Below are 14,221 nucleotides of genomic sequence, written 5' to 3' on the forward strand. Positions count from 1 at the left end.
CTCGGTCACTCATGTGGAGGACGGGGCATGACGCTCACCGACCTTCTCGCCGCGCTCGACGCCGGCGAGACCATCACCGGCGGTTCTCCCGCGCACGCCGTGATGCTCGAGACAGGTCAGGAAGCACTCCGGATCGCCGGGGAGCTCAACACGGGCTACCACGAACCGGCGCAGGTCCGGGAGTGCCTTGTTCGCCTCATCGGGCGCCCGGTCGACGACTCCGTCACCCTCTTCCCTCCGTTCACCGCGGACTTCGGTCAGAACATCAGGCTCGGCAAACGCCTCTTCATCAACTCCGGGTGCCGGTTCCAAGACCAGGGGGGATCACGATCGGTGACGACTGCCTCATCGGTCACAACGCTGTCATCGCTACTCTTCAGCACGACATCGACCCCGCTCGACGCGGTGGCCTGGAGCCCTCGCCTGTCGTCATTGGCAGCAATGTGTGGCTCGGGGCGAACGTCACCGTTCTTCCGGGAGTCACCATCGGGGAGGACGCCGTCATCGGCGCCGGTTCGGTCGTCACACGGGATGTCCCCGCCGAGTCCGTCGCCGTCGGCTCGCCGGCGCGCGTCGTCCGCAGCATCAGCGACGACGGCCGGTCGGCCTCAGCGTTGTCGCGCCGGTAGGACGGAGTGGCGCTCGGATCGCGCCACAAGCACGACGGCCGGGGAGCGACACACCGACGACACGCCGAGCGAGACGCTGGCCCTGGCCCTGGCCCTGGCCCTGGCCCTGGACGGACCGTCCTCGTGGCGCGATCCGAACGGCGTCAGGCGCGGGTGTAGAGGAGGAGGTCGCGGCCGCGGACGGTGACGCGCTCGGCGCAGACGCCGTAGACGCGCGAGACGAGCCCCTCGGTGAGGACCTCGGTGGGTGGGCCGGCCGCGACGACCCGTCCGGCGTCGAGCACGACGACGTGCGCGCAGTACGCGAGCGCGTGGTTGAGGTCGTGCAGCGCGGTGAGCACCGTGACACCCGTCGCGGCAAGCTCCTCCGCGAGGAGGAGCACGTCGAGCTGGGCGGCGACGTCGAGGTGGTTGGTCGGCTCGTCGAGCAGGAGCAGCCGCGGCTTCTGCGCGAGGGCGCGCGCGAGGTGGACGCGCTGACGCTCGCCGCCGGAGAGCGTGGCGACGTCGCGGCCCTCCAGGTGCGCGGCCCCTGTGCGCCCCAGCGCCTCGCGGGCGAGGACGACGTCGTCGCTTGAGTCGGCGGACCACGTCGGCCGGTGCGGGGTGCGGCCGAGGAGCACGACGTCGAGGACGTCGAGGGACACGGGAGCGCTCGAGTCCTGCTCCACGAGGGCGAGCTCGCGAGCGCGGGCTCGGCGGGACAGCTCGGCGAGCTCACGGCCGTCGAGGAGAACCGTGCCGTGGTCGGGCTCCAGCGCCCCGACGAGGAGCCGCAGCAGCGTCGACTTCCCCGAGCCGTTGGGCCCGACGACGGCGCTCACCTCACCCGGCGGCAGCTGGGCGGCCACGTCGCGCAGCACCGGCGTCCCGCCCAGCCGCAGCCCGAGCCCACCAACCGTGAGGGTGACGGCGTCGGTGCGCGCGCCGGTCCGCGCGGGCCAGCTCACAGCCGGCTCCGGCGCAGGAGGACGGCGAAGACCGGCGCCCCGATGGCGGCGGTGAGGATCCCGACCGGCAGCTCGCGCGGCTCGAAGACCGTGCGGGCCGCGGTGTCCGCGAGGAGGAGGAACAGCGCGCCGACGAGCGCGGCGGCCGGCATGACGCGGTGGTTGCGCGAGCCCAGGACGAGCCGGACGGCGTGCGGGACGACGAGACCGACGAAGCCGATCGACCCGCACACCGACACGAGGACGGCGGTGAGGAGCGTGACGACGACGAGCAGCAGCCACCGCTCCCGCCGCACGTCGATGCCCAAGGACGAGGCGGACACGTCCCCGAAGGCGAAGGCGTCCAGCACCCGCGAGCGTGAGGCAAGCAGGCCGCCCAGGACGATCGTGCCACCGGCGGCGAGCGTCGCCTCGGGCCACGTGATGCCCCCGAAGGAGCCGAGCAGCCAGGACAGGATCTCCCGGTAGGAGTCACCCGTCGCGGACCAGAAGATGACGAAGCTGACGAGCGCGGAGCAGGCCTGCCCGACCGCGACACCGGCCAGCACGGTCCGGACCGGAGGCAGGCTCCCGCCGCGGGCCGTGGCCAGCAGCAACGTGAGCATGAGCGCTCCGATCGCACCGACGAACGCGGCCACCGGCAGCAGCACGGTCATCCCGAGCACGAGGACCCCCACGGCCCCGAGGGAGGCGCCGGAAGAGACCCCGAGGAGGTAGGGATCGGCCAGCGGGTTGCGCACGACTGCCTGCATGACCGTGCCGGCCACCGCGAGCCCCGCGCCGACGCTCGCCGCCGCGACCACCCGTGCCCCGCGCCCTTGCCACACGATGGCGTCCTGGATCGCAGTGAGCGGATCACCCGCGCAGCGCACTGCGCCTGGCGCGAGGGCCGAGCACACGTGGTGCCACGCCGAGCCCCACACCTGCCCCACCGTGATGGAGGCCGGCCCCACGGTGACCGCCCAGCTCATCGCGAGGACGAGCAGCGCGAGCAGTCCCAGAAGACCGCCGGCCAGGGCGAGGCGGCGCGGCCGACCGGCACCCGGGACGGGTGCGTCGGTGGCCGGTGCACGGCGGTCGAGGTCGGTCACCGCGCGAGCTGCTCGATCTGTCGGGTGAGGTCGGCGACGGCGGAGACGTTGCGGACCCCGGCCTCCGTCGCCGCGAAGGGAACGGTGAGGTAGCGGCCCTCCTGGACGGCGGGCATGGCGGCCGTGACGGGGTTGGACTCAAGCACCTCGATCTTGTGCTCGGCGGTGTTCCAGGCGGAGTCGACGAGGACGAGGACGTCCGGGTCGCGGTCGGCCACGACCTCCCACGACAGCGAGGTCCACGTGTCCTCGACGTCGACGGCGACGTTCGTCAGCCCGGCCGCCGCCATGATCATCTGCGGCGCTCCGATGCCGGCGCCGACGAAGGGGGTGTCAGAGCCGGAGGAGTACCACAGGGCGCTGAGCCCCTCACCGGTCGGTGTCACGGCCTCGAGGTCCGCGCGCTGTTGAGCGACCACGGCCTGCGCCTCCTCGGGCACGCCGAGCATCCGGCCGACCTCCTCGATCTCCGCGAAGACGTCCTCGAAGCTCAGCGGGTTCGGCTGGTGGGCGGGGTCCTGGCAGGCGGAGGGGGAGACGAAGGTGGAGACGCCGAGCTCCTCGTACCCCGCGCGCTCGCCCGCGCCGTCGTCGGACAGGTTGGACTCCCACCCGGCGTAGACGAGGTCGGGGGAGAGATCGAGCACCGACTCACGTGAGGGGCTGCGCTCGGCGAGGACGGGCGGCGGCGTCACGCCGTCGGGCAGGGGACCGTCGGAGAAGGCCGTGCCGACGAGCCGGTCACCGGCGCCGAGCGCGATGACCATCTCGGTGGCCGAGGACTTGATCGTCACGATCCGCTCGGGTGGCGCGTCCAGGGTCGTCTCGGTCCCGCAGCTCGTCACGGTCACCGGGAACCCGGCCGCGGACGACGACGGCGCAGCACTCCCGCCGTCGTCGTCGTTCGTGGCGTCGTCGGTGGGCGCCGCCGAGCAGGCGGTGAGGACGAGGGCGAGCGCGCCGAGGGCGGCGGCACGGCGGGGCAGGGACACGCGTGACTCCAGAGCAGGACGGGATGAGCTCTGCGCAGTCACAGCGCCGCGCGCGGACCGTGGGCCCAGGTCGAGGCCCGCCACCGGGGCTGCCCGGGGTCCGCGGTCCAGCCTACGCCTCGTGGCCCCGGACGGGCGCAGCTAGGTCCGGGCCTTGCTCTGCCTGGCGTCGTCGGTCATGTCCTCCAGCTCCCGGCCCTTCGTCTCGGGCACCTTCCACAGGACGAAGAGCAGGGAGAGGAGTGCGAAGGTCGCATAGAGCCCGTAGGCGAGGCTGAGGCCGATCTCCGAGAGCGTGGGGAAGGTGGTGGAGACGGCGAAGTTCGCCAGCCAGTTCGCCGCGGAGGCGACCGAGACCGCGGTCGCGCGGATCTTGTTGGGGAACATCTCCCCGAGCATCACCCACATGATCGGTCCCCATGTCGCGCCAAAGGACACGACGAAGAGGTTCGCGGCGATGAGGGCGACGGTGCCCCAGGGCTGGGGCAGGCTGACGTCCTCGCCGCTGCCCTGGGACTGGGAGAAGGCGACGGCGAGCGTCCCGAGGGTCACGACCATGCCGATGGAGCCGCCGATGAGCAGCGGGCGGCGGCCCACCTTGTCCACGAGCAGGATCGCGACGACGGTGACGAGGACGTTGGTCACTGAGGTGATGACCGACGTCGTCAGGGCCTGGCTCTCGTCGAAGCCGACCGAGCGCCACAGCGACGTGGAGTAGTAGAAGATGACGTTGATCCCGACGAACTGCTGGAACACGGCGAGCGCGATGCCGACCCAGACGATCGGCTTGAGCCCCATCGAGGCGCCCCGCAGGTCGCCGAGGCTCTCCTTGGCCTCTCGCTTGAGTGAGTTGTGGATCTCCTTGATCTTCGCGGCCGTGTCCTTGACGCCGGTGTACTTCCGCAGCACCTCCGCGGCCTCCTCCTCCCGATGCTGGTCGACGAGGTAGCGCGGGGACTCGGGGATCGTGAGGGCGAGCAGCCCGTAGATGGCGGCCGGGACGGCCTCGGCCATGAACATCCAGCGCCACGCCTCCTGGCCGAGCCACAGCTCCTCGGCGGCGCCGCCGGCGACGTCGGCGAGGAAGGCGTCGGCGAGGAGGGCGGCGAAGATGCCGAGGACGATCGCCAGCTGCTGGAGGGACCCGAGCCGGCCGCGGACGTCCGCTGGGGAGACCTCCGCGATGTAGGCCGGGGCGATGACGGAGGCGGCACCGACGCCCAGACCGCCCAGGGCGCGCCACGCGATGAGGTCCCAGGTGCCGAAGGCGAGGCCCGACCCGATCGCCGAGGCGAGGAAGAGGATGGCGGCGATGATCATCACGCGCACGCGTCCCTGGCGGGACGCCATGGGCCCGGCGAGCCACGCTCCCACCACGCAGCCGAGCAGCGCGGAGGAGACGGCAAAGCCCTGGAGGAAGCCGCTGATGCCGAAATGCTCGCTCATCGCGTCGATCGCGCCGTTGATGACGGCAGTGTCGAAGCCGAAGAGGAACCCGCCCATGGCCGCTGCCAGGCTGATGCCGAGGATGCGTCCGTTCATCGTGCTGCCGCTGTCGCTCATGGCCTCTCCTCGTCGCGCCGTCCGGTCACGGGGACGCTAGCGCCGAAAGCAGAGGTCGGCGCGGGGAGAGGGTGGACCGCGCTCCACCCCGCCCGCGAGATGCTCGACACCCGTCGGGACCAGCCGACGCGCGTTCGCACCTGCGAGCAGGGCAGAGCGTCTGTCACTCGGCCCAGTGGAGGAGCAGTCCCGGCGTGATGCTGGGCCGGTAGCGGTCGTCGATCGACGCGCCGGGCCGGGAGTCGGGCGTCACCTCGCAGGTGGCCACGGCCACCGCCCCCGAGGGGTCGCCGGCCGGGCTCGGGACGTCCAGCGCGCCCCAGCCGCTGAGCAGCAGGGTGGTGGAAACCGCTGTGACCATGTGGTGGCGCTTGCTGCGTATGCGGGACATGAGGACCTCCTCGGGTGTGCCGTGCGCCTGCCGGACGCCAGGCGTCGCGGGTCGACCCCTCAACTGTCCGGCGCGCGCGGGCCCCGACGGAATACGACGTTGCGCGTATGTCGCTGCTCCCCACCCGGGGAGTAGCGTGGGACAACGCCACGGCCCGGGGAGGCCTCGATGGTCAACGGCAACATCACCACGGGTGACATCGCCACGCTGCGGGACATCCTCGACCTCGCCCGGCCGCGCCCCGACCTGTCGCCCGTCGACGCGACGTTCCAGGTGCTCCGCCTGCTCGAGCCACTCCTGGGCTGCGACGGCGTGTCGTTCCAGGCCATGGACTCCGTGACGCTGGCACTGTGGCACCAGCAGGACATGGTGGATGGTGAGGAAGCCCTGTACGGGCCCGAGGATCTTGCAGTCCCCGAGGACGATCCGACGACGGACCTCTGGGAGCGCTCCTGGTGGAGCGGCACCTGCAGCCTCATCGAGCGCACCGGCGCCGCGGTGGTCACCTCCGACCGCAGCTGGTACACCGAGCGGGAGTTTGCCGAGGACCCGCTGAACCGCGAGATCCTGCACTACGTGGACGAGTTGATCGTGGGGCACCCCGTCGGGCCGTTCCGGTCCTTGCGGATCATCGCCCCCAGGACCTCGGGCAGCCCGTTCGCAGAGCGCGAGCTCGTCCTCATGCGGTTGCTTCATCCGCACCTGCAGCCGCTGCTGGTGGCCGCGGCGAGCGAGCGGACGGTCGCAGCCTCTGCTCTCACCCCGCGGCAGCTGGAGATCCTGCGCCTGGTGAGGTTCGGCATGCCGAACCGGCACGTCGCACGCGCGCTGGGGATCTCCGAGGGGACGGTGCGCAAACACCTGGAGAACGCCTACGAACGTCTCGGGGTGCACAACCGGGGGGAGGCGGTCGCGATCGCCCTCGACCAGGACGACACCATTGCCCGGAACGTCCGGTTGGCCACCTGAGCCCACCCACCGGGGAGGGCAGGAGGATGATCCGACGGCGACGGGCGGGGTCAGTCGGCGAGCTCGCGGTCCCGGTCGACGACGGCCCGCACCCCGCGCACGACGGCGGGGGTGAAGCCGGCCTCCTCCATCGCGACGATCCCGGCGATGGTCGTCCCGCCGGGGGAGCACACCATGTCGACGAGGTCGGCGGGGCTCACGCCGTCGTCGGCCCGCTCGAGCACCATCCGGGCGCTGCCGAGCACGGCCTGCGCGGCGATCCGGGTGGCGAGGGCCTTGGGCATGCCGTCGCGGACGGCACCGCGGGCGAGGGCGTCGATGAAGGTGAAGACGAAGGCGGGGGAGGAGCCGGCGATCGCCGTGTACGTGGCGAAATCCTTCTCCGCGAGGACGACCGTCCCGCCGACGGCCGCGAAGATCTCCTCGACGCGCGCGACGTCGGCCTCGCCGGCGGCCTCGTTGCCGCACAGGGCCGCCATGCCGGCGCCGATCATCGCGTTGACGTTGGGCATGACGCGCACGACCGGCACGTCACCGCCGCGCAGCAGCGCATCGAGGGCTGCGAGCGTGATCCCGGCGGCGATGGACACGAGCACCGGACGACGCTCGACGACGGCGGACGCCAGGTCGCCCAGGACAGCGGGCAGCACCTGCGGCTTGACGGCGAGAACGACGACGTCACTGCCCGCGACGACCGCCTCCGCCGAGTCCGCCACGGTGGCTCCGACGTCGTCGGCGAGGCGCTGGGCCGCGGACTCGTTGACGTCGTAGAGGAGCACGTCCCCGCCCGGGACCACGCCCGCCGCGGTCACGCCGCGCACGATGGCGCCGGCCATGGTGCCTGCTCCGATGAACCCGATCGTCATGCTGCCTCCCGCTGCCGTCTGCGAACGCACCCCAGTATCCACGGCGCCCCGTCCGCGCGACCGGGCACCATGAGGGCATGGACCTCACGCAGCTCACGCCTGCCCGCCGTGCCCTCGTCACCGGTGCCTCGAGCGGGATCGGCGCCGCGACCGTGCGCCGCCTGCGCGCCGACGGGTGGGACGTCGTCGCCACGGCCCGTCGCGCGGACCGGCTCGCCGCGCTCGCCGAGGAGACGGGCGCCGTTGCCGTCCCCGCCGACCTCACGAGCGAGGACGACGTCGCCGCCCTCGTCGCGTCGGTGCGCTCAGGTGGCGTGCTCCACGCCCTCGTCAACAACGCCGGCGGTGCGCGCGGTGCGGACCAGATCGAGACGGGCCGCGTCGAGGACTGGCGGACGATGTACGAGATGAACGTCCTGTCGACGCTGCGGCTCACGCAGGCGCTGCTGCCGGACCTGCGAGAGTCGGGCGTCGGGGACGTGCTCGTCGTGTCCTCGACCGCGGCGCTCGACACGTACCCGGGTGGCGGAGGGTACGTCGCTGCCAAGCACGCCGAGCGGGTCATCGCGACGACGCTGCGCCTGGAGCTGGTCGGCCAGCCGGTGCGCGTCATCGAGATCGCGCCGGGCATGGTGCGCACGGAGGAGTTCGCCCTCAACCGGCTGGGTGACGAGGCGGCCGCGGCACGGGTCTACGAGGGCGTCGCCGAGCCGCTCGTCGCGGAGGACGTCGCCGACGCCATCGCGTGGACGCTGAGCCGCCCTCACCACGTCAACGTCGACCTCATGGTCCTGCGGCCCCGGGCGCAGGCGTCGAACACCGTCATGGCGCGCGACCGGTAGCCGGCCAGACGTCGAGGACCAAGGTCTACGTCCGGCCCCGGCGTTGCGCATCGACCGGTTGGGGAGGAGCTCTCCTTCGAAGGGAGGCCCTCCAGCTTGCGGGGAAGGCGCAGCACCTGCCGTTGACGCGATCCAGGGGGCCCGTGACTCCGGTTGACGCGGCCGGCTGTGGCGGTGCTAGAAGGTGGGCGTGTCGGGCATGCGTTGTGTGGGGCGGCGTTCGCAGGTGACGCGGCCGCCGGGGTGGCGGCGGTAGACGTGGCCGCTGGGGGTGATCCACTGGTAGGCGCCGGTGCTGAGGCGGTGGAGCTGGAACTGGCCGCTGGTCTTGAGGATGTGGTCGTGGGCGCAGAGGGCTTCGAGGCCGAGCATGGAGGTGGTTCCTCCGGCGTTCCACGCGATGGTGTGGTCGAGCTGGCAGTGGCGGGCGGTGTGGGTGCAGCCTGCGCGCACGCAGGTGCCGTCGCGTAGCCGGATGAGTTCGGCGAGCTCGTTGGGTGGCCGGTAGCGGGTGCGTCCGTGGTCCAGGACGGTGCCGGTGAGCGGGTCGGTGATGATCCGTCGCCACGTCCCGCCCAGCGCCGCGGCCCGGGCGACGGCGGGGGAGATAGGCCCGTAGCCCTCCAGGACGGCGACCTCGGCGGGCTCGCGGTCGAGGAAGGCGAGCATGGCGTCCTCCTCGGGCAGCGGGGCCAGCTCCGCGCCGGAGCCGCCGGCCGGCTTCGAGGCCGGTAGGCCGAGCTGCCTGGCAATGTCGGGTGGGAGCAGGACCGAGAGCGGCACGAGGACGCGGATCTGGGCGCGCTGCCCGCCGATGTGGCCCACGGGCATGTGCCAACGGCTCGGGACGGTGCCGCCGCTGCCGGGTGGCGGAGCATCCGCGGGCGGCTCAGGCGGCTCAGGCGGCTCAGGCGGCTCAGGCGGCTCAGGCCGCTCGGGTGGTGCTGCGGTGGTGGAGGGGCCGACCGTGGGCGTACCTGTCCCCTTGGACCGGTGGTCGGGTGGGTCGGGAGCGGCCGGATCGGGGTCCGTGGTGCCCGGCGGTGCGAGCGGGCCGGCCTCATCCTGGTCGGCCGCTGGTGTGGACGGGCCTGGGAGCGCCGTGGGGGCGTCTGCGGCGGGAGTCTCCTCGATCGCTGGGCTGCTGGGCACCGTCGTGTCGTCCGAAGGGCCGATCGGTGCCGGCAATGGGTCGCGCTCAGGTACCCCTGGCCGGTCGGGCATCGGCTCGGGTGCGGGCTGCTCGGTGGCCGGGGTGGTGCCTGGTGGTAGTCCGACGTATCCGAGCTCGAGTGCGGTGTGGCCCATGAGGGAGAGGATGTCGGCGCGGAGCTGGTCGAGGGTGCGGTCATCGCCGCTGGCCTGTGCGGAGCGGGCGGCTGCCTGGAGGGCGAGGTCGATGGCCGCGGCGTCGGTGGCGGGCAGGACTGCGCGGATGCAGGCCATGCCGTCGGGCAGTTGACGGGGGTGCTCGACCCGTCGCCGGGCGCGGGCGCGGGCGTGGAAGAGGTCGGCGTGCTCGTGGCTGAGGGCGATGACGGCCTTCTTGATGGCCTCGATGAGCTGGCTGTGGGTCTGGGTGCCGGCGTCGTCGATAACCGAGTCCTGGACCAGGACGGCGATCTCGACCGGGTAGTCCTCCAGCATCGAGACGATCGTCGTGGCCTTGCGGGCGTCGATGTGCCCGGTGGCCAGCGCCTGACCGGTGAGGGCGAAGACGTTCTCGAAGGCGCGGGCGTTGCTCACGATCCGCTGCGCGGCGAAGCGGCTCAGCCCCAGGCGCGGAGCGAGCTCGTCGGCGGCCATGTTCCCCGACCTCACGTGCGAGGGCAGGGCGCCGCTGCCGTTCATGAGCGGCCGCCGGGAGAGCTCACCGGCCACCCGGGTGAGCTTGGCGGTGGCCCACGCGGCGATGCGCTGGTAACCGGCGGCCATCTCCACGAGGTAGTACTCATCCACCTCGCCAGGGTCGATGTCCTCCAGCTCGGTGAGGAGCTGACCATCGGGCGCCATGCCCGCCAGGGCCTCGGCCGACACCGGCTGGACCGGCTCGAAGCTCGGCTCCACGGTGGTGACCACCGAGGGTGGCGGCCTGTCCCGGCCGCCGAGGAACACATCGGCCGCGTCCTCCTCCCGGGCCCACAGCTCCTGCAGACGACGGGCAGACTGCTCACCGATCGGCTCGTGGGTGTACGGGTCCTCGAGCCAGGCAGCGTGCGGGTCGAAGTCCTCGATGCTGCTCACCAACCCCACCCCCTCTGCGGGCTTTCGACTGCTCTGCCGTCCTACCTCCAAGGCTAGGACCGACCACTGACATCCGAGCTCGCCACCCCACAGGAGGGCTTCCGGGCAGCTCAGACCTCCTCAGTCCGGAGAGGGGCACCGCAGAGGAGGCGGCGACGGCCATCGCGGTGGACTTAGCACCGCCGGCGACAGCCGCCCGCGGGGCGAGCAACAGCTCGATCGGCCCAGGAGGAGGGCAGCACTCCCGAGCACGACGACGAGCGCCCCGGCGGCTAGGGCCGCATGGCATCCGGCGCGTGTGTCCACCAGCCCGGCCCATGGCTCGCCTCGACCGGCGAGGTGCTCGCCAGCCGCTGGAACTTTCCTGACCATGGTGGTTGTCGGACAGTTCGGCCGGATGCCACGGCGGATCAGAGGCCAGCCTGTTCATCGGGTTGTCGGCGTGCGCTGAGGCTCAATCGATCTTGCCCGGCAGGGAGCCGCTACTGGGGAGGTCGTCAGGGCCCGACCGCCGGCCGGCGCCGAGGCCCGGGCTTGAGTGGAGCCGTCCCCCGTAGACCCCGTCGGGTGTTCTGTGATCGAAAGATGGCAGACGGCAGGGAAAGGACGGACGGTTCCCCGTCGGACCGTCGCAGCGATCGGTGCGCTGACGGCCGTGCTCGTCAGGATCGGCCGAAACCCTGACCTACGCCATGGCCGCGGGGTCGTGGACGAGGCCGCGCTGGATTCGCCGGGAGCCACGCCACAGCGCGACGGCAGGGACGGCGCAGTCGACGGCGAGAAGGCTGCACGCGGCGGCCAGGAGCACGTGGAGCGCGGCGTCGGGCGTGCCCTCGGTCAGCTGCCAGAGGGAGTAGCCGGCCGCGCACGCGCAGAGCACGGCGGCCAGTGCGCCGAGGCTGCTGAGGACGACCCGCGGGAACAGCTCGGGGCGCAGGGCGGAGAGGAGACCGTGGGCGCGGTGCGCGAGACCCGGCTGCCGGGCCGGGCTGCTCGTCATCCACACCTCCGCGGCGCGGGACAGGCGGGCGCCCGCGCGGAGCAGGTCCAGGCCGCGGGCAGCGGCGAGGGCTCCACCGGCGAGGGCGGCGAGCACAGCGACGACACCGGTGGCAGCGACCGCTGCACTCCCGGTGGCGATGACGGCGTCGAGGACGGCGACGCAGCCGACGACGGCGAGCACGAGTGCCGCGACGACACCGAGCCACAGCCCCACGCCGGTGAGGATGCGAGGGGCACCGGTGTACTCGCGGACGAGGGCGTGGACGGCCGGTCGGCGCCCGGCCGTGGTCTCCCCACGCTCGGCGGCGAGGACGTAGGACTCGGCCGTCGCCGGCAGGAACCTCACGACTGCGTCGGTCCGTCCACCGGCAGCACACCGCTGGCCTTGGCGACCCCCTCCGGCGGCTCCGCGCCGACGTGGACCCCGGCCGCGATCGCGCTGACGACGTGCGCGAGCAGCGGACGGTGCTCGGTGTCGGGCGAGCTGCCCGTGACGAGGACGAGGTCGTGCGGACGCCCCGGGAGCGCGACGGCGACGACGCAGCAGCCGAGCCGCTCGACCGGTGGGGTGCCCGTGGCCGGCCGCGGCGCCGTGGACCCGTGCGCCCGTCCGAGCCGGGTCTGCGGGGTGAGGGTGAGGAAGGCCTGGACCGCCGTGCGCCCGTCGACGAGCGTGATGTCCTCGACGCGCTCGACGGTGCCCGCGGTCCCGACGGCGCGCTCGACGAGCGCGACGGGGTTGACCTCCCCGCTCGGCACGTGCTCGATCGTCGTCGAGAAGGTCCACACGGCCGGCTTGTCGTCGACCTCCGTCAGAACGACGCCCGCGGAGGTGACACCGGTGCCGGCGACCGCTGCCCGGGCCTCGCGCAGACCGACGTAGAGGTGGTCGGTCGGACCGTCCCCGAGGTGCTCGCGGGCGGGCTCGATCATGTCGCGCCAGTGAGCCTCGGCGCGGGCGTCGATGTCGAAGGCAGCGATCTCCACCCAGCCGGGCGGGGTGGGGACCCAGAACTGCTTCGGGGCGGCGGTCACGGTCATCAGTCGTTCCGATCGGCGATGTCGCGCTGCTGCTCGTCGGTGACGAAGCCGTGCCCGCCGAAGAGGTTGCCGAAGCGCTCGAACGTCCGGCCCAGCGGGTTGCCGACGTCGTTGAGGTTCTCCTGCGTGTCCATGACGTTCTTGCTCTCCTCGTAGGTGCGGCCGGTGACGTAGCCCCACGTCGCCATCGGCCCGACGGGGTTGAAGGAGAGGGCCGCCGTCGCCGTGGCACCGGCGCCGCCCGTGCCCCGGGAGATGCCGGCGACCGCCGGGACGAGCCCGGACATCCCTCCCGAGCTCGCCGCCATCGTGCCCAGGCCCTGGACGATCTTGCCGAGGCCCGCACCGGCGAGCAGGCCGAGCGCGCCGGTGAGCATCTCGGTGGCGTCCTCCCGGCCGCCGGCGAACTGGAGGAAGTCGACGGCGACCGCCGCACCGCCGAGGACGAGGCCGGCCATGCCGAGCCAGCCGACCGGTCCGGAGACGATGAGCGCGATGATCGCCGCGACGGCGACAACGACGGCGAGGATGTCGATGATGTCCTCGAGCACCGGCAGGACGTAGTCCTGGAACCAGTCCTCGACGTCGCCGAGCCAGTCGGTGAAGCTGTCCCACATGCTCGAGTCCGGGGCGTCCCCGGCGGCGCAGGACAGGCAGGACGCGACGTACTCCGCCTCGCCGGCGTAGGTCTCCGCGAGCCCCTGGGCCTCGAGACGGATCTGGTCGAGCTCGCCGGTCGCAGCGGTGAGCTGGTTGGCCGGCCCGTCGGTGTCGACGTCCGGGTCCTCGCTCTGCTGGGCGGCCGTGAGGTCGTCCGCGGCGTTCGACACGTTCGTGATCGCCGTCGCGGCGCGGGTCTCGAGCTCGTCGGCCTGCTGCTGGAAGGTGACGAGCGAGGACGCCCACGTCTCCAGGGCGGCGGCCGCGGCCTCGAAGCTGTCGGCGGCCGTGACGACCCGGGGCGTCAGCTCGCCGGACATCGTCTCGTGGAAGGCGGTGGCGGTCTCGCCCTGCCAGTCCTGCTGGCCGGTGCCGCCGAGGACGTCCGCGGCCTCGCGGATGCGGGCGGCGGTCGTGCGGACCTGCTCGGCGACCGACTCGGCGGAGACGACGCTGCCCGGCGTGGGGTCGAAGCCGAGGGAGGGGAAGGACCTGGCGACCATCAGCCCTCACCGCCGGTGATGGACGCCTTGAGGGCCGCGTCCAGCTCGGCGAAGCCCTGCGCGATCGCGGCGAGCCCCTCGGCACCGTTGCCGGAGACCTCGGAGAGCTCCCCGATGCCGTGGTTCCACTCCTCGCCGAAACTGCTGAGCTGCTGCCGCAGGGCGTCGTGCCCGGTCACGTCCCCGGGGACGGCGGACATCGCCCCGGCCGCGCCGGACAGGGTCTCGCGGATGGTCTCCAGCGTCGTCCTCGTGGCTGCCAGGGCGTCGCCGTCGATGAACAGGTCGACCACGTGTGCGCCTCTCTCTCGCCGCTGACGTGCCCGGTGCACGCCTGCCGGGGACCATCATGGCGAGCACCGCGCGCGGTGGACAGCGGTGGGCATAGGGAGAACTCCCCATGTGCCGCCCGGTCGCCGTGCCGCTGCCGCGAACGGCTACACTTCCGGGCACAGGCATTGACCCGGTCATCACCGGT

Annotated in this window: 15 protein-coding genes; 3 read left to right on the forward strand and 12 right to left on the reverse strand. The window is 72.7% G+C overall.

Annotated elements, in window-relative coordinates:
• Positions 1-9: 9 nt before the first annotated feature.
• Positions 10-312 carry a hypothetical protein gene (locus M3148_RS18165; protein WP_306469971.1) on the reverse strand — a complete coding sequence of 101 codons (303 nt, stop codon included), beginning with the start codon at positions 310-312 and terminating at the stop codon, positions 10-12.
• Between M3148_RS18165 and M3148_RS18170 the strand changes: the two genes are divergently transcribed.
• Positions 300-629 (forward strand): DapH/DapD/GlmU-related protein, encoded by a 330-nt coding sequence (locus M3148_RS18170; RefSeq protein ID WP_308203244.1) that lies wholly within the window; start codon positions 300-302, stop codon positions 627-629. The genes M3148_RS18165 and M3148_RS18170 overlap by 13 nt on opposite strands.
• A gap of 143 nt (positions 630-772) precedes the next feature.
• Here the strand turns inward: M3148_RS18170 and M3148_RS12000 are convergent, their stop codons facing one another.
• From M3148_RS12000 to M3148_RS12020, 5 genes are all read right to left on the reverse strand, one after another.
• Positions 773-1,579 (reverse strand): ABC transporter ATP-binding protein, encoded by an 807-nt coding sequence (locus M3148_RS12000; protein ID WP_251304939.1) that lies wholly within the window; start codon positions 1,577-1,579, stop codon positions 773-775.
• Positions 1,576-2,670, reverse strand: a complete 1,095-nt coding sequence (locus M3148_RS12005; protein WP_308203245.1) for an iron chelate uptake ABC transporter family permease subunit — start codon at positions 2,668-2,670, stop codon at positions 1,576-1,578. The genes M3148_RS12000 and M3148_RS12005 overlap by 4 nt, the downstream gene beginning before the upstream one ends.
• Positions 2,667-3,662, reverse strand: coding sequence for a putative F420-0 ABC transporter substrate-binding protein (locus M3148_RS12010; protein ID WP_251304940.1), 996 nt, complete (start codon positions 3,660-3,662; stop codon positions 2,667-2,669). Before M3148_RS12010 ends, M3148_RS12005 begins: the two co-directional genes overlap by 4 nt.
• A gap of 141 nt (positions 3,663-3,803) precedes the next feature.
• Complete coding sequence (locus M3148_RS12015) at positions 3,804-5,225, reverse strand: sugar porter family MFS transporter (protein WP_251304941.1); 1,422 nt, start codon at positions 5,223-5,225, stop codon at positions 3,804-3,806.
• A gap of 163 nt (positions 5,226-5,388) precedes the next feature.
• On the reverse strand, positions 5,389-5,616 hold the full coding sequence (locus M3148_RS12020) for a hypothetical protein (RefSeq protein ID WP_251304942.1): 228 nt from the start codon (positions 5,614-5,616) through the stop codon (positions 5,389-5,391).
• Positions 5,617-5,784: 168 nt separating this feature from the next.
• Between M3148_RS12020 and M3148_RS12025 the strand changes: the two genes are divergently transcribed.
• The gene (locus M3148_RS12025) at positions 5,785-6,585 is read left to right on the forward strand and encodes a helix-turn-helix transcriptional regulator (protein WP_251304943.1); all 801 of its coding nucleotides are present in this window, start codon (positions 5,785-5,787) and stop codon (positions 6,583-6,585) included.
• Between the two features lie 50 nt (positions 6,586-6,635).
• On the opposite strand, the gene proC is transcribed toward M3148_RS12025, so the two are convergent.
• Positions 6,636-7,451, reverse strand: coding sequence for a pyrroline-5-carboxylate reductase (gene proC, locus M3148_RS12030; RefSeq protein WP_251304944.1), 816 nt, complete (start codon positions 7,449-7,451; stop codon positions 6,636-6,638).
• 77 nt (positions 7,452-7,528) lie between these two features.
• Here proC and M3148_RS12035 point away from each other — a divergent pair, with 77 nt between their 5' ends.
• Complete coding sequence (locus tag M3148_RS12035) at positions 7,529-8,293, forward strand: SDR family oxidoreductase (RefSeq protein ID WP_251304945.1); 765 nt, start codon at positions 7,529-7,531, stop codon at positions 8,291-8,293.
• Between the two features lie 177 nt (positions 8,294-8,470).
• Here M3148_RS12035 and M3148_RS12040 read toward each other — a convergent pair whose 3' ends face one another.
• From M3148_RS12040 to M3148_RS12060, 5 genes are all read right to left on the reverse strand, one after another.
• A complete protein-coding gene (locus M3148_RS12040; protein WP_251304946.1) occupies positions 8,471-10,537 on the reverse strand; it encodes an HNH endonuclease signature motif containing protein in 2,067 nt (688 codons plus the stop codon).
• A 685-nt stretch (positions 10,538-11,222) separates the two neighbouring features.
• A complete protein-coding gene (locus tag M3148_RS12045; RefSeq protein ID WP_251304947.1) occupies positions 11,223-11,885 on the reverse strand; it encodes a hypothetical protein in 663 nt (220 codons plus the stop codon).
• Positions 11,882-12,580: a hypothetical protein gene (locus M3148_RS12050; RefSeq protein ID WP_251304948.1), complete on the reverse strand. Its 699-nt coding sequence runs from the start codon at positions 12,578-12,580 to the stop codon at positions 11,882-11,884. Before M3148_RS12050 ends, M3148_RS12045 begins: the two co-directional genes overlap by 4 nt.
• Complete coding sequence (locus M3148_RS12055; protein WP_251304949.1) at positions 12,580-13,743, reverse strand: hypothetical protein; 1,164 nt, start codon at positions 13,741-13,743, stop codon at positions 12,580-12,582. Before M3148_RS12055 ends, M3148_RS12050 begins: the two co-directional genes overlap by 1 nt.
• Positions 13,743-14,036 carry a hypothetical protein gene (locus tag M3148_RS12060; RefSeq protein ID WP_251304950.1) on the reverse strand — a complete coding sequence of 98 codons (294 nt, stop codon included), beginning with the start codon at positions 14,034-14,036 and terminating at the stop codon, positions 13,743-13,745. Before M3148_RS12060 ends, M3148_RS12055 begins: the two co-directional genes overlap by 1 nt.
• Between the last annotated feature and the right edge of the window lie 185 nt (positions 14,037-14,221).

The sequence above is a fragment of the Georgenia satyanarayanai genome, assembly GCF_023715365.1.
Classification (GTDB): domain Bacteria; phylum Actinomycetota; class Actinomycetes; order Actinomycetales; family Actinomycetaceae; genus Oceanitalea; species Oceanitalea satyanarayanai_B.